We start from the raw sequence: 17,303 nt of genomic DNA, 5'->3' as shown, positions 1-17,303 counted from the left end.
AATAACATAGCGTTGGGCTAACCGACTGCGCGGAGGGGAGAAAATGAAAAGATACGCAGCTGTTCTTGGCCTGAAGGGCGACGCCATAGACGAATACAAGCGCCTGCATCGCGCGGTCTGGCCTGATGTCCTCCAGCAGATCGAGCGATCCGGCATCCGGAACTACTCCATCTTCCTCAAGGAGCCGGAAAACCTCCTGTTCGCCTATTACGAATATGACGGGAACGACCACGACGCCGACATGGCGGCGATGGCGGCCGACCCGGTAACGCAGAAATGGTGGGCTATCTGCGATCCCATTCAGGAACCGTTGACCACCCGCAAATCCGAGGAATGGTGGGCCGGCATGGAAGAAGTCTTCCACACCGACTAGGTGCCCTTCGCACCAGAAACGCATATTGCACGCGATATGCGTTTCTGCTAGCCTTCGTTGGTCGGCAAGCGAGGAGGAACCGCGCTGCCGCACCAAGGGAGGACTACATGATCATTCGCCTCGGCGGCTTCATTGCCGCCTCGATTGTTGCCGCCACCGCTTTGACCCCACTCGCCTCCATTGCGTCCGACAATCGGATCGCGCTGATCCCGGGCGGTCCCCACCCATACTTTGCGCCCTGGGAACAGGGTGCGGCCGACGCTGCGCGCGACTTCGGCATCGCTGCCGTCGACTTCAAAGTGCCCTCGGAATGGCGGCTGGAATTGCAGACCGAACTCGTCGAGAGCCTGGCTGCCCAGGGCTACACCGGCTTCGGCATCTTTCCGGGTGACGCGGTGGGCATCAACTCGACCGTCGCCGAATTGAAGGCCAACGGGTTGAACTCGATCGCTCTTGCCGGCTGCGCGCAAGACCCCACGGAAATGGGCTTCTGCTTCGGCACCGACGTCTACCAATCAGCCTATCTGGGCACCAAGGCGCTGATCGAGGCCATGGGCGGCGAAGGCGCCATCGTCCATCTCGCCGGCCTGCTGGTCGATCCGAATACGACGCTGCGCACCCAGGCCGTGCAAAAGGCGGTCGACGAAAGCGACGGCAAGGTAACGTTGCTGCAGACCGTCGCCGATACCGATGCGCAGGAAGCGGCCGACCAAAAGATCAATGCGCTGCTCGCCGCGCAGAAGGACCAGATCAGTGGGATGATCGCCACGGCTTACATCCCGTCGGTAGTCGCCTCCACGGCCCTGCGCAACCTGGGTGACAAGCGCATAAAGTTCGTCGGCATCGATGACGACCCGATCGTGCTCGATGCCATCCGGGATGGCATTGTCGCTGGTACGATGGCGCAAAATCCCTATGGTCAAGCGTATGTCGGCGCCTATGCGCTTGATCTGCTGGCGTCGGGCACCTGCACGGTGAATGCAGATGCTGCCTTCGTCACCACGCCGCAGACCGCGCATTTCATCGACTCCGGCACTTTGCTGATTTCGAGCGCGAACGCCGGCACCTACCAGGACGACCTGAAGGCGCTCACGTCAGAAATCCAGGCCGGCTTCCAGGCCAAGTATCTGACCTGTAACTGAACCCCACTGATCGCGGCCGTCCGCCACACGGGCGGCCGCATTGAAGCGGATCGATCAGCATGACCGACAGCGACAGCGCGCCGATGCGGCGCACACCCGTGCTCGACCTCTTGAACAAGGGTTCGACGCAACTGGGCCTCTTCGTCATCGTATTGGCGTTCTGGATTTTCTTTTCCAGCCTCGCACCGGGCTTTCTGTCCCGGTTCAACCTCAATTCGCTCGGCCGCTCCCTGGCCATCGACATCGTCATCGGCTTTGCCCAGATGGTGGTGCTGGCCACCGGTGGCATGAACCTGTCGGTTGGAGCGATCGGCGTCTGTTCGGTAATGCTGACCGGCTTCCTGGTGCAGACCCTGGGCCTGCCGATACCGCTGGCAATTGCTGGTTCCCTCCTGGGCGGCGCCGCGCTTGGCCTGCTCAACGGCGTCGCCATCGTCAAGACCGGCGTCAACAGCTTCATCGTCACGCTGGCAAGCGCTAGCCTCTTTTCGGGCGGGATGCTGATCCTGACCAAAGCCGTTCCCTATAACGCGCTCCCGGCCAGCATCGGCGAATTCGGCAAATCGAGCGTTGCCGGCATCCCCTCGTTGATCCTGGTCGCCGCAGCAATCGGCGCTGCACTGCTCGTGCTCTATCGCTACACGCGGCTCGGTCGCGAAATACTGGCGGCCGGCGCCAATGCCCGCGCCGCCCAGATGTCGGGCGTCCCGGTGGGCCGCGCCATCATCTTCTCGCATGCCCTGTCCGGAGTTCTCGCGGCAGCGGCGGCGGTCATGCTCACGGCCCGGCTCGGCGCAGCCATGCCGTCGGTGGGTGGCGATGACTGGCTCCTGCCGTCGTTCCTCGCTCCCGTCCTCGGCGGCACGCTCCTGGCCGGCGGCATGGTCTCCGTCATTGGCACCATGCTGGGCGCGGCGCTGGTCAGCACCATTCGCAGTGGGCTGCTGGTGCTGCAGGTCGGCAATTTCTGGCTGCAGCTCTTCCTGGGCATCATTCTGCTCGCGGCCGTTCTGCTTGAGCGTTACCGCGCTGGCCTGGCGCTCAAGCGACAGGCTCGACGCGCATGACCCCGCTCGCCCGCCTTATCCACATCGAATGGTCCGGTATCCTCGTAGCCATTCTCGCCGGCGCGCTGGCGCTAGCTGTGCTCTCGCCAGCTTTCCTCTCCGAGTTCAATCTCTTCGTCTTGCTGCGCAGTTTCTGCGTCGCTCTGCTGGTCGCCTATGCCCAGATGGTGACGCTGGGCGTTGGTCAGCTCAACCTCGCCGTCGGCGCATTGGGCGGGCTCGTCGCCATCGTGGTCGGCGGTATCATGGACGCGCTCGGCCTGCCGGTTTTCGTCGCTATCGGCGCCGGCATCCTGGTTGGCGGACTGGCCGGTTTCCTCAATGGCTGGCTGACAGTGCGCACCGGCATCAATGGCTTCATCGTCACCCTGGCGACCGGCTCGGCCTTTGCCGGTATCAATCTGGGAATTACCCGCTCGGTCCCCTTCTACAACTTAGCACCCGAATTCGTCGTTTTCGGCGCCGGACGAGTGGGCATCCTGCCACTGCTGTTGATCGTGCCCCTCCTGGTAACGGTCGCCCTAGCGCTGTTCTTCTCGCGCACGGTTCCGGGCCGTCACATGCTTGCCGTGGGCGGCAATGCCAATGCCGCGCAACTCTCGGGCGTGTCACTGCCCCGCACCATTATTTCGGCGCATACCCTGTCCGGCCTCTTGGCGGCCATCGCAGCGGTGCTCGCAGTGGCTCAGCTCGGCTCGGCTCAGCCAAGCATCGGCTCAAACTGGCTGATCATTTCGTTTGCCGCTCCCATCATCGGCGGTGCGTCGCTTTCGGGCGGGCACATCTCCATCATTGGCACGCTTCTGGCCGTGGTGCTGATCGCGCTCATCGAAAACGGCATGGTCCTGGTCAATGTTGACCCCTATTGGGTGCAGTTCGTACTGGGCGCGTTGATCCTCGCTGCAGTGTGGGTCAACCGCTTCCGGGCGGTTCGGACGGGGGGCGATTGATATGCCGCTTACCATCCAGGAGGCCAGCAAGTCTTTTCCCGGTGTCAGGGCACTGGACAATGTCTCGCTTGAACTCAGGCCCGGCGAAATCCATGCCCTCATGGGCGAGAACGGCGCCGGGAAGTCGACGCTCATCAAGATCATCACCGGCGTGCACCGGCCCGACAGTGGCCGCATCCTGCTCGACGGGCGCGAGATCGAGCTGCAGTCGCCGCGCGACGCCATCCGCCACGGCATTTCCGCCGTTCACCAGGAGCGCAACCTGATCCCGCGTTTCTCGGTCGCCGAAAACATCATGCTGGAGCAACTCCCGCTGCGGAACGGTCTGGTCGACTATGCCGCCGTCAACGCCGAGGCGCGCAAATATCTCGACATGATCGGCCTGCCGATCGATACGAGGATGCAGGTGCGACGCCTGTCCGTTGCGCAGATGCAGATCGTGGAGATCGCCAAGGCGTTGAGCCATGAGGCCAAGGTCCTGCTGATGGACGAGCCGACGGCCTCCATCACCGAGACCGAGGCGGAAGCCCTGTTCGGCCTGCTGCGCCAATTGCGCGATAGGGGTGCGGCAATCGTCTTCGTCAGCCACAAGCTCGAGGAAGTTTTCGCCATATCGGACCGCGTCACCGTGCTGCGGGACGGGCGTAATGCGGCCATGAGCGAGCCGATGGCGGGCATGACCCGCTCCAAGCTGGTTTCACTGATGATCGGCCGCGAGGAGAAGGCAGCGGCACGCCGTAGTCGCACGCTTGTCGGTGACACGCGCAAGCTCGAATTGCGTAATGTCGCGACATCGTTGGGACATCGCGATATCAGCTTCTTCGCCCGCAAGGGCGAGATACTGGGGCTTTATGGCCTTGTCGGCGCCGGCCGGTCCGAGCTGGCACGCGCCCTGATTGGCGACGCCAGGATCACCGGCGGCGAGGTGCGGATCGACGACCGGCCCGTCCGCATCGGCTCGGTTGCCGAAGCGCTCAAGCGTCACCGCATCGGCTATCTCAGCGAGGATCGTAAGAACGAGGGTCTGATCCTCCTCCATCCCATCCGCACCAACATCGCCATCACCATCTGGCGCCGCATCGGCAAAGCGCTCGGCCTGCTCAATGCACCCATGGAGCTCAAGGCCGCCAAGCCGCTGGCGGAGCGATTGGAAATCCGGGCGCCCAGCTTGGAACAGACAGTCGGCAATCTGTCGGGCGGCAATCAGCAGAAAGTATCGCTGGCCAAGTGGCTGGCTGCCAATGTCGATCTGTTGATCATCGATGAGCCGACCGTTGGCATCGACATCAAGACCAAGGCCTATATCCACGAACTCATCGTCGAACTGGCCGAAGCCGGGATGACGATCCTGCTCATCTCCAGCGACATGCCCGAAATGATCGCCTTGGCCGACCGCATCCTGGTCATGCACGACCTTGCCGTGGTCGATACGATCCACAATGACCACAATTACGAGACCTCCAGCGCCAAGATCATTGCTGCTATCCATGACGCCGGGGATCCCATTACGGAGACAGTTTCATGAGCCGGATCGACCGCGTCGAGATCCTGATGGTCGACCTTGTACCCAAGGTGAAGCGCACGGACGCCATCCAGAGCTTCGTCAGCCAGGAGACGCCGATCGTCCGTATCTTCGCCGACGATGGCGCCGTCGGGACCGGCTACAGCTACACGATCGGCACCGGCGGTCACGCCATTGTCGACCTCATCTCCCGGCATCTGGCGCCTCAATTGATCGGGCGCGATCCTGATATGATCGAGGAGATATGGAAGCATCTGTTCTTCCACACCCATGCCACCGCGGTTGGCGCCATCACCGCTTTGGCGCTGGCAGCGATCGATACGGCCCTGTGGGATATGCGTTGCCGTCGTTCCAATCGGCCGCTCTACAAGGAAGCGGGCGGAGCCCAGCGTTCTGTCCCGCTCTACACGACCGAAGGCGGCTGGTTGCACATCGAAACTGCCGAGCTGGTCGAAGATGCGCTGCGCGCCAAGGCCGCCGGTTTTGGCGGCTCCAAGATCAAGATCGGCCGCCCGCCCAAACAGGACGTTCTGCGCCTCGCCGCCGTGCGCGAGGCGGTTGGCGATGACTTCGAGATCATGGTCGACGGCAATCAAGGTGCCAGCGTCGACGAGGCCATCCGCCGCGCCCGGCTCTATGAACCGTTCGACCTCGCCTGGTACGAGGAGCCGCTGCCGGCCGAGGACCTTGGCGGCCATATCCGCCTGTCAGCGGCTACCACTTTGCCGATCGCGGTTGGCGAATCCATCTACCATCCGTCCCATTTTCGCGAATACCTGCAGCGCGAAGCCTGCTCCGTGATACAGGTCGACGTGGCGCGCATCGGCGGCATCACGCCCTGGCTGAAGGTGGCGCACCTGGCGGAAACGTTCAACGTAGCCGTCAGCCCGCATTTCCTGATGGAGCTCCACGTGTCGCTTTGTGCCGCTATTCCCAATGGCCGTTGGGTCGAATACATCCCCCAGCTTGATGGCCTGACCCATACCGGGATGACGATCGAGAACGGCCGCGCCGTGCCCTCCGAGGCTGCAGGGCTTGGCATCGACTGGAATTGGGACGCCATCACCCGCCAGACTTGCGAAGGCACAATGCGGATCATCCGGTAGCGCGGCGATGCTGGCCCCGACAAAGACGGCGCGGCAACAGGGTGTGCCGCTCTACGAGACCATCTATGTGGTGCTGCGCGAACACATCGAAGCTGGGCGGCTGCCGAATGGCTTGGTGGTGGGGCAGGCCGGCGTCGCGCGCGCCTTCCAGGCGAGCCGCGTGCCTGCCGCGGCGGCGCTCCAACGCCTGCGGGATGAAGGCCTGCTCTCCGACCACGACGGACGCGGATACCTGGTTGGTCAGGGCGACCCGCTCCGCATGGAACTGGAGGAGGCAGGGCTCGATCTGGGTGCCGTCCTCGACGACCGCCAGCAGCGCAACCGGCATGAATGGATTTATCCGGAGGTCGAGCACGCCGTCGCCTCCTGCCTGGCCCATGGCCGGTTCCTGCTCAACGAGAGTGCCTTGGCCGAGCACTACAAGGTCAGCCGCACGGTTGCCCATGAGGTGCTGACCAGGCTCGAGCGCACCGGCATCGTCGTGCAGGAAAGCAACCAGCGCTGGTATGCGGGGCCGCTCACTCCCGATGGCATCCGGCATCATTTCGAGATGCGCTGGCTGCTCGAGCCCGAGGCGTTGCGGCAGGCCTTTCCTCGGCTTCGCCGTGAAGACCTCCTGTCGCGCCGGCAGCATCTCGTCGCGGGGCTCGAAGCCGTTGTGGCGCCGGTCAAGATCGAGCGCCTGGAGCACGACTTGCATTATCGCACGCTGGCCCATTGCGAGAACCCGCTGCTCCTAGCGACAATCCGGCGCAGCCAGCTGCCATTGCTGGCCACGCACTGGACGTTCGAGCATTTTCAGGATCCTGGTGAAATCAGCCATCTCGTGGCCGACCATCTGGCTGTCTTCGATCAATTGATCGACGGCCGGTTGGACACCGCGGCGGCAACGCTGGAGCATCACCTTCGCCGTTCGGTGGATCACAATATCGAACTTTGGCGCCGCCTGGGCGGTCTGCCCGACCACCTGCGGCAGGATTATCTGGTGGCCGCCAGCTAGCGTCGTGTCGGTGATCGTCCCGCGGACTGCCGATGCTGCAAGTCCGACAATCCCGGCCTTGCTCCTCAAGTGGCTAGAGATAGTAGCGTGATCCCAAATCAATACTGGGATTCGCATGGACAATACGGCGCCTCGACAATGGCATTGGTTATTCGCGGCCTGGATGGTCGCTCTAGTGGCGACGCTGGGCGCGTTGTTTGTTGGTGAGGTGATGGGGCAGGCGCCGTGCGTGCTGTGCTGGTATCAGCGCATTGCCATGTTTCCCCTGGTCGTGACGCTCGGGGTCGGCACCTTCCTCAATGACCGGAATGCCGTCCTTTATTCGTTACCTCTGGCTGTCGTTGGCCTGGGCTTTGCGGGCTTCCACACGCTGGTTTTCTATGGTGTCGCGCCCGAGGCGATCCAACCATGCACTGCGTCCGGGCCGTCATGCTCCGACGACGGCATGACGTTGTTCGGCACTGTTCCGCTTCCGCTTCTGTCGTCGGTAGCCTTCGCGCTTATCACCATTTTCTTGATTGTTGTTACCCGGAGGCGTCCATGAACCGCCGCACATTTATGCTTATCGCTGGCGGACTCCCCGTTGCCGCGTTTGGCGCCGGTGCGATTATCTACCCGCAACTCGTCACACGGCAGCCGGCGGAGGGTCTCCCCGAGCCCAGCAATCTGACTCGATTCAATTCGCCGGTAATTGGGCCTCAGGGCGCCCCTGTGACCATCGTCGAATGGTTCGACCCATCCTGCGAGGCCTGCCGCGCATTCTATCCGATCGTGAAACAGGTCATGGATCGGTACCCTGGCCAGGTTCGACTGGTTTTGCGCTATGCACCGCTGCATGAGGGGTCGGACCAAGCGGTGAGAATCCTTGAGGCCGCGCGCAAACAGGATCGCTTTATCCCGGTGCTTGAGGCGCTGCTGGCCGGGCAGCCAAGCTGGGCAGCCCATGGTGCACCTGATGTGGAGATGGCTTGGCAGATCGCCGCCGCGGCGGGGCTGGACCTGACGCGTGCCAAGCCCGAGGCTCAGGGCGACGACGTCACCGCAACTCTGGCGCAGGAAATGGCGGACCTGGAAGCTCTGGGCATTGCACAGACGCCGACCTTTTACGTGGACGGCCTGGAGCTCGTCGACTTCGGGCCGCAGCAGCTCGCCGACATGGTCGCGGCAAGGATTGAGGCGCTGGGCTGACCTTCAGGCATGATCGCCGGCATTGGCTGGCATGTCCATTAGCGATTGTATCTGATCCATGGTCATCTGGAAGCCCTCCATGTTCTGCGCGGACAGAGTGCGGGTTCTCTGGAGCTTGACGTTCAGCTGGTCGGCGATGCTGCCGTTGATCTCGAGTTCGAAATGCAGGTGGTTGCCGTTCGAGCGTCCTGTGGAACCGACATAGCCAATGACCTGACCCTGTCGCACTCGCGTCTTGCGCCGATACGTCGCTGGTCAGTGCCGATGGTCTTCGCCGTGAAACCGGCATTTGCCGTGGTCGGCCAGGATTTCGATGACCTGGCAGTTCTCGACCCGGCCATGGGAACAACCCTTGACCATGCGCTCCAGCTCATGGCGCAGGGCGGTCAGGCTGGCAATCTTTTGCGCGACATCGACCAGGCGCGCCTTGGCGATGAAATCGGCCTCCGCGCAAGGCTGATCCGGCCGGTCCTGAAGTTTGAGCAAGGTGCGTATGGCGTCGATATCGAAGCCGAGTTCGCGCGAATGGCGGATGAAGGTCAGGCGCTCCGCGTCCCTTCGGTCATAGGTACGGCGCCCGCCTTCGGTGCGGGGCGGCGCGGGGAGGAGACCGATCTGCTCATAGTAGCGGATGGTCGGCACCTTGACGCCGGTCGCCTCCGACACCTTCCCGATCGCGATCCCGTGCTTCATTTGCGCTTGCTCCTCTAGTGACTGGAGGATGTACGCCGGCACCAACAGAATGCAAGAAAGTTTGTCTCGATGTCTGCAAAGGCTGAAATCACTCGTTTCCATGTCGAGGGCATGGATTGCGCCAGCTGCGCCTCCAAGGTGGACACAGCCGTGCGGCGATTACCGAATGTCGACGAGGTCTCCGTTTCGGTCGTTGCCGGTACGATGACGGTCAGGCATCACGGCGCCAGCGCAGACGACATCGCCAAGAAGGTGACCAGCCTCGGCTACCGCACCACCGAATCCGCCGGTCGCTCTGCTGACAAGACATCGGTCGTGGAAGGCGCCGATGCGTCGGCGCAAGACTCGCATGACCACGATCACGATCACGACCATCCGCATGATCACGCCAATGACAAAGCAGTCACGACGCCCGCCAAGCTCGAGGGCATGCATGGGCATGACCATTCGCTGGAGGAAGGGCCATGGTGGCGCACGACCAAAGCCCGCCTGACCATTCTCTGTGCGCTGTCGGTTGCTGTAGCTTTCGTCGGCGGACAACTTTTTCCCACCATCGAGCCATGGGCCTTCATCATCGCCATGTTCGTGGGTCTGGTACCAATTGCCCGCCGCGCCTGGATGGGCGCGATCAATGGCAGCCCATTTTCGATCGAAACGCTGATGACGGTCGCGGCGATTGGCGCTGTCTTTATCAACGCCGCCGAAGAGGCCGCCATCGTGGTGCTGCTGTTCCTCATCGGCGAATTGCTGGAAGGCGTGGCCACGGGCCGCGCCCGGGCCAGCATCAAGGCACTGGCCGATCTGGTGCCACGCACCGCGCTGAGAGAAACGGACGGCAAAGTCGTAGAGGTGTCGGCCGAACAACTGGCGGTCGGTGATATCGTCATGGTGCGTCCCGGCGATCGCATGCCCGCAGACGGCATCGTGATTTCGGGCGAGAGTGCCGTGGATGAGGCGCCGGTAACCGGCGAGTCCGTCCCCAAGCGCAAGCAGGCCGAGGATCAGGTCTATGCAGGCACGATCAACCAGGAAGGCGCGTTGCAAGTGCGCGTCACCGCGGCGGCCGCCGACAATACGATCGCCCGCATCGTCGCATTGGTCGAAGAGGCGCAGGAGTCCAAGGCGCCAACCGAACGCTTCATCGACAAATTCTCGAAATATTACACGCCGGGCGTGATGATTGTTGCGGCCCTCATCGCCGTGCTACCGCCCCTGTTCGCGGGCCAGCCCTGGGACGAGTGGGTCTACAAGGGCCTCGCCGTCCTTCTCATCGGCTGCCCTTGCGCCCTGGTCATCTCGACACCGGCAGCCATCGCGGCCGCATTGTCAGCCGGGGCACGGCGCGGTCTGCTGATGAAGGGCGGTGCCGTTCTGGAATCCCTGGGCAAGATCAATATGGTGGCGCTCGACAAGACCGGCACCCTGACTGCCGGCAGGCCGCAGGTCACCGACATCATTGGCGTTTCCAGATCCGAGCGGGACGTGCTCGGTTTTGCGGCGGCCCTGGAGGTCGGCTCGAGCCATCCGCTTGCCACGGCGATCCTTGCAAGGGCAAAGGCGGATGGTATCGAGCCGGCCCGGGTCGAAAAGGCGGGCGCCATTGGTGGCAAGGGTGTCGTCGGCACCGTTGGTGGTGAGGAGATATTCCTCGGCTCGCCCTCGGCTGCAGCGCAGACCGCAGCTCTGGACGAGGCCCTCACCAAGCGCATCGAGCTCTTGAATGACGAGGGCAAGACGGCCTCGGTTCTCCTCGTCGACAATGTCGTCGCCGGCATCATCGCCATGCGCGATGAGCCCAGAGAAGACGCCAGGGAGGGTCTCGCAGAACTCAGACGGCTTGGAGCCGAAGTGGTGATGCTGACCGGCGACAACCGCCGGACGGCAGCCGCCATCGGAGCGAGTCTGGGCATCGAGCCTCGGGCAGAATTGCTGCCGCAGGACAAGCAGCGCATCGTGGGTGAGTTCAAGGCCCAGGGCAAGAAGGTCGCCAAGGTCGGCGACGGCATCAATGATGCGCCGGCCCTGGCCGCCGCCGATATTGGCATCGCCATGGGCGGCGGAACCGATATCGCCCTCGAGACCGCCGATGCCGCCGTTCTGCATGGTCGCGTCATCGACATCGCAAACATGATGGTGCTGTCGCGGACGACCATGGCCAATATCGGTCAGAACATCTCCATCGCACTTGGTCTGAAGGCCTTCTTCCTGGTGACGACCGTGATCGGGGTGACCGGCCTCTGGCCTGCCATCCTGGCCGATACCGGCGCTACCGTATTGGTGACAGCCAACGCCATGCGCCTCCTCGCGTGGAAAGGGATGTCCCCCAAGGCATAGCCCTCCCCCTTCCCGCCGGCGCGACCCTCTACCTCAAGACGAAGTCGGCCAGCAGCTTCACATTTAGCCCGGCGATCAGCAGGGCGATCAGCACCGCCAGGGCTACCAGCCAGGGCGGCGCTACCAGATCGCCCATCTTGCGTCGATCCGCCGTGAACATCACCAGCGGAAAGACCGCAAAGGAGAGCTGCAGGCTGAGCACCACCTGGGTCAGGATCAGCAATTGCGCCGTTCCCGACTGGCCGAACCAGATGGTGACGCCGGCGGCGGGAACAATGGCGATGACACGCGTGATCAGGCGCCGCAGCCAGGGAGCAAGCTGGATATGCAGGAAACCCTCCATCACGATCTGACCGGCTAACGTTGCCGTGACGGTGGAATTGATGCCGCAGCAGAGAAGCGCGATGCCGAACAGTGTCGGCGCTATGGCCAGCCCGAGCATGGGTGCCAAAAGGCTGTGCGCCTCTCCCAGTTCCGCGATTTCGGTGCGGCCGGCGACATTGAAGGTCGCGGCCGCCAAAATCAGGATCGAGGCATTGACCAGAAGCGCGAACATCAGGGCCACCGTGCTGTCGATGGTCGCGAACTTCAGCGCCTCGCGCTTTTCGGGCAGCGTATCGCCGTAATCCCGCGTCTGCACGATGCCGGAATGCAGGTAAAGGTTATGCGGCATGACCGTTGCGCCGAGAATGCCCAGCGCCAGATAGAGCATTTCCGGATTGGTCACGATCTCAGTGGTCGGGGCAAAGCCGCGGACCACGTCGCCCCAGTTCGGATCGGCAAGGACGATCTGGACGGCGAAGCAGGCGGCGATCACGGCGAGCAAAGCCACAATGAGCGCTTCCACCCACCGGAAGCCCAATTTTTGCAGATAGAGGATGAGGAAGACGTCCAGGGCGGTGATAATTACGCCGAGTTCGAGCGGGATGCCGAAGATCAGGTTGAGACCAATAGCGGTGCCGATCACCTCGGCAATGTCGGTGGCGATGATCGCGATCTCGGCCAGAAACCAGAGCACGTATCCCACCGGCTTGGGAAAGGCGTCACGGCAGGCCTGCGCAAGATCACGTCCTGAGGCGATGGCGAGGCGTGCGCAAAGCGATTGAAGCACGATGGCCATGATGTTGGACACCAAGGCAACGACCAGCAATGTGTAGCCGAACCTGGATCCACCAGCGATCGAGGTCGCCCAGTTTCCCGGATCCATGTAGCCGACGGCCACCAGGTACCCCGGTCCAAGAAAGGCTGCAGCGCGGCGCCAGGTTGATGATTTCTGGCGGACGGCGATCGACCGATGCACATCAGAGAGCGAAGCGTCGCCACGCGAGGACCGCCAACCGGAAAACAAACCGCCCGAATCCAAGATCGTCTCCACTTGCACTTGCAAGTCATTTGCATATTGTTGTTGCGAATGATTTGCAAGTTTAAAGCTTGTGCAGTGTCGGGCCGGTCGCTGGCGGTTGCCGGAGGGCGGGGAGCGGAGCGGCGCCTGTTCGGAGGCATTGGGCAATGCCAATGTGCCGAGGGGGCAACCACCCTGCGGCGAGATCGAAGCGCAGTCTCGATCACCTGGTAAACGCTTGGATGGTCGGAATGGTGGAGCTGAGCGGGATCGAACCGCTGACCTCGTCATTGCGAACGACGCGCTCTCCCAACTGAGCTACAGCCCCGTTCCGACGGTGCTGATATGGACAATAATCGAGGTCAGGGCAAGGGGGATAAGTTCGTCCCTTGCCCTGGAGCAGCTCAGGCCAGCCGGTGGGCAACGAGGCTCTCAGCCGTGGCGAGGATCGCGTCCGCTGCCGGGATGAGGGGGCGACCGAGCAGGGCGATGGCGGCCGAAGAGTCGAGGTGCTTGATGTAGCCAAGCTCGCCCATATTGTCCCGCACGTCGCGATCGAACATAGCGTAAAGGCGGACCGCCCAGTCCGGCATTTGCAGCCTGGGAATGCGTCGATCAGGGTAGCGCTGGCGCAGGATATTGGCGGCTTCGATGAAGAAAATGGTGCTCTCGCCCATGGGGAAACGGCGACCGCCGGCGTCCGGCGTCGTCATCGCCGCCACGTGCGCGGCGGCGATGTCGCGAACGTCGATGCTGGTCATCGGGATGCGCGGGGCAGCCGGCACGGAGCCGTTGAGCAGGCGCTGCACGATAACGGCCGATGTGCCCGGATCATCATCGAGCAGGGGTCCGAATATGGCGCTGGGATTGATCACCGCCAGATCGTCATGGCGACCGGCGGCATCCATGATTTCCCAGGCCCGGCGTTCTGCCAGTGTCTTGGACTCCTGATAGAAGTTGACGCCGCGACCGTTGAGGTCGGTCCAGTCGGCGGGGCCGAATGGCGTGTTGCGGCTTTTATCGTGACCATAGGCGATGGCCGCCATCGAGGAGGTCAGCACGATCCGCTCGACGCCTCTGGCATTGGCAGTATTGAGCGCGCGCTCGGTACCCTCGACCGCCGGAGCAATCAACTCCATCTTGTCTTCGGGGATCTTGATGACGAAAGGGGAGGCGGTATGCTGCAGGTAGCGGACCCCATCCATGGCCTCGGACCAGCCCGCGTCCTTCATCAGGTCGAGGGCGACGAATTCCAATCGCGATATGTCGGCACCGGCGCGCTGCAATGTGGCGCGGACCTTGTCGGCCTTGCCGAGGTTGCGCACGCTACCCCGGACAGTGTAGCCAGCATTGAGCAGTTGGAGGGCGACATGGCCGCCAAGAAAGCCGGATATGCCGGTGAGCAGGACACGGTCGGACATGAAACTCTCCCTTACGAATTGAACGATAGATATGTTATTCGTTCAATTAGTTCAAGCATGGAGTCGCCGATTTGAGTGATGCCGTTACGGAAAGGGCCAATGAGAAGCGTCGCCGTATCCTGGATGCGGCGCTTTTCCTGGTCCTGCGCCATGGCCTGCGCGGCACCACCATGGAGGCGATTGCCCGTGAAGCGGGTATCGCCAAGCCGACGCTCTATGCCCAGTTTTCCGACAAGGACGCCATTTTTGCCGGGATCGTCGATACCATGATGGACGACCTACTCGCGGCCTATGATAGCGGCATGACGGGCACCGGGGATATCTCGGAGCGGGTGGGCAATGCGCTGGCCGGCCAATATGCGGTGCTGGCGAGAACCCTGGCCGGATCGCCGCATGCGAGCGAATTGATGAGCGAGCATAAGCGGGTCGGTGCCAAGTTCCGCGAGAAGGACCTGCGCGCCGAGAGCGAGATTGCCGCCACACTGCGGACCGCGGGAGCGGCGGAGCCGGAAATGCTGACCAAGGTCATCGTCTCGGCCGCCTATGGCATCGCCATCAAGACCACTGACGAAGCGGCTATGATTGCCGGCATCAAGCTATTGTGCCGGCGCCTGATCGAGCCCGAGCTGAACTAGACTGAAGCCCAGCCACCGCTCTTCTCGCTCGCGAAGACGGCGTCCAGCACTTTCATCGAGGCGATGGCATCCTCAATGCCCCAGGGCAAAGGCTTCTCGCCCAGCACGGCCAGAGCGAAGGCTTCGGCCTGCTCGGTGTATTGATCGGATTCCGGCAAGACTTCGCGGCGGGCCAGCGAGCCATCGATGGAGCCGCCGGTATCGATGGTGATGGCGGTGCGCTCGCCCTGCGGGGCATTGAAGGGAATGATGATCTCGAGCTTGCCCTTGCTGCCTAGTACCTGCACGCGCTGGTGGCCGATGGTCTGGGTGGAGCAGACGAAGCTGAGCTGCCTGCCTTGGCCGAAATCGGCGAGAACGCTGGCCAGCCGATCGGTGCCAAAACTGGCATCGCGCTCGACCAGCGAGACGACGCGCTTCGGCTCGGCTTCGAACAGGAAGCGGGCGGCAGTGATCGGGTAGCAACCGATGTCCATAATGCCGCCGCCGCCGATATCGACCTGGTTACGGACATTGGCCGGGTCGTCGTTGAAGTAGGTGAAAACAGCATTGATGGCGCGCACCTCGCCCAGCTCGCCGGAGCGGACGATGTCGCGGGCGCGCAACCATTGCGGATGAAATCGTACCATGAAGGCTTCGAGCACGATGCGGTCGGGCGGGCACTGGCGCAGGGCTTGGGCATCGGCGGCGTTGAGCGCGATCGGCTTTTCGCAGAGCACGTGCTTGCCGGACTTGGCAGCGGCGACGGTCATCGGCACGTGCAGATGATTGGGCAGTGGATTGTAGATGGCGTCGATATCGGGATCGGCGAAGAGCTCTTCATAGGAGCCATAGGCTTTGGGGATACCGAGCTTTTCGGCCGCGGCCCGGGCCTTGCCGAGGTCGCGCGAGGCAATGGCGACGACTTCTGAATGGGCCGATTTCTGAATGCCGGGCGTGACCTTGCCCATGCCGATATTGGCCGTAGACAGAATACCCCAGCGAACTTTCTTTTGGCTCATGCATGCCTCCCGTGCTGGCTGAGACTTAACGGCACGCGGCTGCCTTGGCTAGTATGGAAGACGTGCGCAAGCGCCGCCTGAACGCGGTTGTCGAAGAACGAGTGGACGCATGCCAAAGATGGCAGCGAGTGGACCCCAAGGCGTCTGCCGCCTCGTAAGGAAATTTATGTGAGACGGTGTTCGCCTCGGGGTTGCCGGTTTTTGAACAGTACCCGGGGATCGCGGACTGCGGACGCTCGCCGCAGCCGGCCGGTACTCGAACCTACACGCGCAGCGACGCACGGTACGGCACCACCCCGGCCGCAGTCCGCTGCAGCGCCACCCGTCAATCCGGGGTGATGGGGGGAGAATAGTGCAGGATTGGTGGGCGGGGATAAGGGGGAGAGTTTTGTGGTTGTGGCCCCACCCCCTCCCAGCCTCCTCGCCTAAAATCGCTCCACCGGAGCGATTTTCCCTTCGGGACGGTTCGGAGCCCATCAGGGGGGAGGTGTCGACGTTACCTCACCCTCGATCGTCACCCTCGGGCTTGACCCGAGGGGACTGTACTGACCGGGCGGCTCGGCAAGTGTAGAGCCCTTGGGTCAAGCCCAAGGGTGACGGGCGGTGGTGGGGTGAGCTCGTCGAACGCTGGGTGTGGCGGGCGTGTCGGCGGTTGGTGAGGTGGTGTCGGGCCACTGTAGCCGAGGCTTGTCCAAGCGCTTGCGCTCTCAGTGCGGCTCCTGGGCGTCGGCGACGCCCAGGAGCCAGTAGCCGGCGGCTTTGACGTATTCGGGGTTGAAGCCGCGGTCGTCGGTCAGATGGGCGCGGACGGATTTGCTCATGCTGCTTTCGCCCGCAATGTAGGCATAGGCAACACCCTCAGGCAGGGTGGCGGCTTTGATGGCGTCGAGGATGAGGCTGGTGGTGCCGGCAGGCGCACCATTGCGATGGACATAGGTCAATGACAGGTCGGTGCTGGTGACGAAGGTCTGTTCTTCGGCGGCGTCCTCGACTTCGATGATGGCGACGACCTTGGCGCCGGCGGGCAGTTCCTCGATACGGCGCCCGAGGGCGGGTAGGGCGGTTTCGTCGCCGGCCAGGAGATACCAGTCGAAGGCGGCGGGTATGACCAGCGAGCCGCGCGGGCCGCCGATGACGAGCTTGCTGCCAATGGTCGCGCCGGCGGCCCAGCCCGATGCCGGTCCGTCGCCATGCAGCACGAAATCGAGATCGATAATGCCCTTGGCGATATCCCAGGAGCGCGGTGTGTAGTCGCGCATTTCCGGCCGTTCGCCTTCGGCAAATTCGGCGCCGCGTGGACCGATCGGGGCCAGTTTGGGCTCGACGCCTTCGGGGAAGAAGAAGGCCTTGATATGATCGGCATGGCCGGCGGAGGCAAAGCCCTCCATGTCACCCCTGAGGGTGAAGCGGCGCATTTTGGGGGTGATGTCGTTGACGGCGATGACTTCGAGCAGCCGCATGCGCGTTTCGTGGCGGACGCGGATAGGGGCGCGGGGATCGATGCTGTCGGACATGGTCGTTCTCAATAA

Annotated in this window: 16 protein-coding genes, 1 tRNA gene and 1 pseudogene; 11 read left to right on the top strand and 7 right to left on the bottom strand. The window is 62.9% G+C overall.

The window, feature by feature from the left end; genetic code table 11:
• The first annotated feature begins 43 nt into the window (after nt 1-43).
• From MF606_RS19745 to MF606_RS19705, 9 genes are all read left to right on the top strand, one after another.
• Nucleotides 44-373, top strand: coding sequence for an L-rhamnose mutarotase (locus MF606_RS19745; protein ID WP_240231034.1), 330 nt, complete (start codon nt 44-46; stop codon nt 371-373).
• Between the two features lie 107 nt (nt 374-480).
• Nucleotides 481-1,515 (top strand): substrate-binding domain-containing protein, encoded by a 1,035-nt coding sequence (locus tag MF606_RS19740; protein ID WP_240231033.1) that lies wholly within the window; start codon nt 481-483, stop codon nt 1,513-1,515.
• A gap of 59 nt (nt 1,516-1,574) precedes the next feature.
• Complete coding sequence (locus tag MF606_RS19735) at nt 1,575-2,582, top strand: ABC transporter permease (RefSeq protein WP_240231032.1); 1,008 nt, start codon at nt 1,575-1,577, stop codon at nt 2,580-2,582.
• Nucleotides 2,579-3,532, top strand: coding sequence for an ABC transporter permease (locus MF606_RS19730; protein WP_240231031.1), 954 nt, complete (start codon nt 2,579-2,581; stop codon nt 3,530-3,532). The genes MF606_RS19735 and MF606_RS19730 overlap by 4 nt, the downstream gene beginning before the upstream one ends.
• A 1-nt stretch (nt 3,533) precedes the next feature.
• The gene (locus tag MF606_RS19725; protein WP_240231030.1) at nt 3,534-5,057 is read left to right on the top strand and encodes a sugar ABC transporter ATP-binding protein; all 1,524 of its coding nucleotides are present in this window, start codon (nt 3,534-3,536) and stop codon (nt 5,055-5,057) included.
• The gene (locus tag MF606_RS19720; protein ID WP_240231029.1) at nt 5,054-6,160 is read left to right on the top strand and encodes a mandelate racemase/muconate lactonizing enzyme family protein; all 1,107 of its coding nucleotides are present in this window, start codon (nt 5,054-5,056) and stop codon (nt 6,158-6,160) included. Before MF606_RS19725 ends, MF606_RS19720 begins: the two co-directional genes overlap by 4 nt.
• Nucleotides 6,161-6,167: 7 nt before the next feature.
• Nucleotides 6,168-7,160: a GntR family transcriptional regulator gene (locus MF606_RS19715; protein WP_240231028.1), complete on the top strand. Its 993-nt coding sequence runs from the start codon at nt 6,168-6,170 to the stop codon at nt 7,158-7,160.
• Between the two features lie 115 nt (nt 7,161-7,275).
• Entirely contained in the window at nt 7,276-7,704 is a 429-nt protein-coding gene (locus tag MF606_RS19710) for a disulfide bond formation protein B (RefSeq protein WP_240231027.1), read from the top strand.
• The gene (locus MF606_RS19705) at nt 7,701-8,348 is read left to right on the top strand and encodes a DsbA family protein (RefSeq protein ID WP_240231026.1); all 648 of its coding nucleotides are present in this window, start codon (nt 7,701-7,703) and stop codon (nt 8,346-8,348) included. The genes MF606_RS19710 and MF606_RS19705 overlap by 4 nt, the downstream gene beginning before the upstream one ends.
• A gap of 3 nt (nt 8,349-8,351) precedes the next feature.
• Here MF606_RS19705 and MF606_RS19700 read toward each other — a convergent pair.
• Nucleotides 8,352-8,579 (bottom strand): annotated as a pseudogene (locus MF606_RS19700) (M23 family metallopeptidase); the annotation flags it as partial.
• Nucleotides 8,580-8,603: 24 nt separating this feature from the next.
• Nucleotides 8,604-9,041, bottom strand: coding sequence for a MerR family transcriptional regulator (locus tag MF606_RS19695; RefSeq protein WP_240231024.1), 438 nt, complete (start codon nt 9,039-9,041; stop codon nt 8,604-8,606).
• Nucleotides 9,042-9,110: 69 nt separating this feature from the next.
• Between MF606_RS19695 and MF606_RS19690 the strand changes: the two genes are divergently transcribed.
• Nucleotides 9,111-11,375 (top strand): heavy metal translocating P-type ATPase, encoded by a 2,265-nt coding sequence (locus MF606_RS19690; RefSeq protein WP_240231023.1) that lies wholly within the window; start codon nt 9,111-9,113, stop codon nt 11,373-11,375.
• A gap of 28 nt (nt 11,376-11,403) precedes the next feature.
• On the opposite strand, the gene MF606_RS19685 is transcribed toward MF606_RS19690, so the two are convergent.
• The 3 genes from MF606_RS19685 to MF606_RS19675 all read right to left on the bottom strand — a co-directional run bounded on the left by MF606_RS19685 (nt 11,404) and on the right by MF606_RS19675 (nt 14,138).
• A complete protein-coding gene (locus tag MF606_RS19685; RefSeq protein WP_240233896.1) occupies nt 11,404-12,723 on the bottom strand; it encodes an Nramp family divalent metal transporter in 1,320 nt (439 codons plus the stop codon).
• Nucleotides 12,724-12,969: 246 nt separating this feature from the next.
• A tRNA-Ala gene (locus MF606_RS19680) sits at nt 12,970-13,045 on the bottom strand.
• 76 nt (nt 13,046-13,121) lie between these two features.
• A complete protein-coding gene (locus MF606_RS19675) occupies nt 13,122-14,138 on the bottom strand; it encodes an SDR family oxidoreductase (RefSeq protein ID WP_240231022.1) in 1,017 nt (338 codons plus the stop codon).
• Between the two features lie 71 nt (nt 14,139-14,209).
• Between MF606_RS19675 and MF606_RS19670 the strand changes: the two genes are divergently transcribed.
• Nucleotides 14,210-14,773 carry a TetR/AcrR family transcriptional regulator gene (locus MF606_RS19670; protein ID WP_240231021.1) on the top strand — a complete coding sequence of 188 codons (564 nt, stop codon included), beginning with the start codon at nt 14,210-14,212 and terminating at the stop codon, nt 14,771-14,773.
• Here the strand turns inward: MF606_RS19670 and MF606_RS19665 are convergent.
• Together MF606_RS19665 and MF606_RS19660 are read right to left on the bottom strand one after the other, a co-directional pair.
• Nucleotides 14,770-15,774, bottom strand: a complete 1,005-nt coding sequence (locus tag MF606_RS19665; RefSeq protein WP_240231020.1) for a Gfo/Idh/MocA family protein — start codon at nt 15,772-15,774, stop codon at nt 14,770-14,772. The two genes, MF606_RS19670 and MF606_RS19665, sit on opposite strands and share 4 nt — an antisense overlap.
• A 707-nt stretch (nt 15,775-16,481) precedes the next feature.
• Complete coding sequence (locus tag MF606_RS19660; RefSeq protein ID WP_240231019.1) at nt 16,482-17,288, bottom strand: siderophore-interacting protein; 807 nt, start codon at nt 17,286-17,288, stop codon at nt 16,482-16,484.
• Nucleotides 17,289-17,303 lie beyond the last annotated feature (15 nt).

This window comes from Devosia lacusdianchii (genome assembly GCF_022429625.1).
Taxonomy (GTDB): Bacteria; Pseudomonadota; Alphaproteobacteria; order Rhizobiales; family Devosiaceae; genus Devosia; species Devosia lacusdianchii.
The sequence above is the reverse complement of the archived record's forward strand: the minus strand, read 5'-3'. Positions and strand labels throughout refer to the sequence as shown.

Bases quoted from the DNA above. Each gene is read 5' to 3' on its own strand.
- MF606_RS19745 (WP_240231034.1), top strand. From the start codon at position 44: ATGAAAAGATACGCAGCTGTTCTTGGCCTGAAGGGCGACGCCATAGAC.
- MF606_RS19740 (WP_240231033.1), top strand. From the start codon at position 481: ATGATCATTCGCCTCGGCGGCTTCATTGCCGCCTCGATTGTTGCCGCC.
- MF606_RS19735 (WP_240231032.1), top strand. From the start codon at position 1,575: ATGACCGACAGCGACAGCGCGCCGATGCGGCGCACACCCGTGCTCGAC.
- MF606_RS19730 (WP_240231031.1), top strand. From the start codon at position 2,579: ATGACCCCGCTCGCCCGCCTTATCCACATCGAATGGTCCGGTATCCTC.
- MF606_RS19725 (WP_240231030.1), top strand. From the start codon at position 3,534: ATGCCGCTTACCATCCAGGAGGCCAGCAAGTCTTTTCCCGGTGTCAGG.
- MF606_RS19720 (WP_240231029.1), top strand. From the start codon at position 5,054: ATGAGCCGGATCGACCGCGTCGAGATCCTGATGGTCGACCTTGTACCC.
- MF606_RS19715 (WP_240231028.1), top strand. From the start codon at position 6,168: ATGCTGGCCCCGACAAAGACGGCGCGGCAACAGGGTGTGCCGCTCTAC.
- MF606_RS19710 (WP_240231027.1), top strand. From the start codon at position 7,276: ATGGACAATACGGCGCCTCGACAATGGCATTGGTTATTCGCGGCCTGG.
- MF606_RS19705 (WP_240231026.1), top strand. From the start codon at position 7,701: ATGAACCGCCGCACATTTATGCTTATCGCTGGCGGACTCCCCGTTGCC.
- MF606_RS19695 (WP_240231024.1), bottom strand. From the start codon at position 9,041: ATGAAGCACGGGATCGCGATCGGGAAGGTGTCGGAGGCGACCGGCGTC.
- MF606_RS19690 (WP_240231023.1), top strand. From the start codon at position 9,111: ATGTCTGCAAAGGCTGAAATCACTCGTTTCCATGTCGAGGGCATGGAT.
- MF606_RS19675 (WP_240231022.1), bottom strand. From the start codon at position 14,138: ATGTCCGACCGTGTCCTGCTCACCGGCATATCCGGCTTTCTTGGCGGC.
- MF606_RS19665 (WP_240231020.1), bottom strand. From the start codon at position 15,774: ATGAGCCAAAAGAAAGTTCGCTGGGGTATTCTGTCTACGGCCAATATC.
- MF606_RS19660 (WP_240231019.1), bottom strand. From the start codon at position 17,288: ATGTCCGACAGCATCGATCCCCGCGCCCCTATCCGCGTCCGCCACGAA.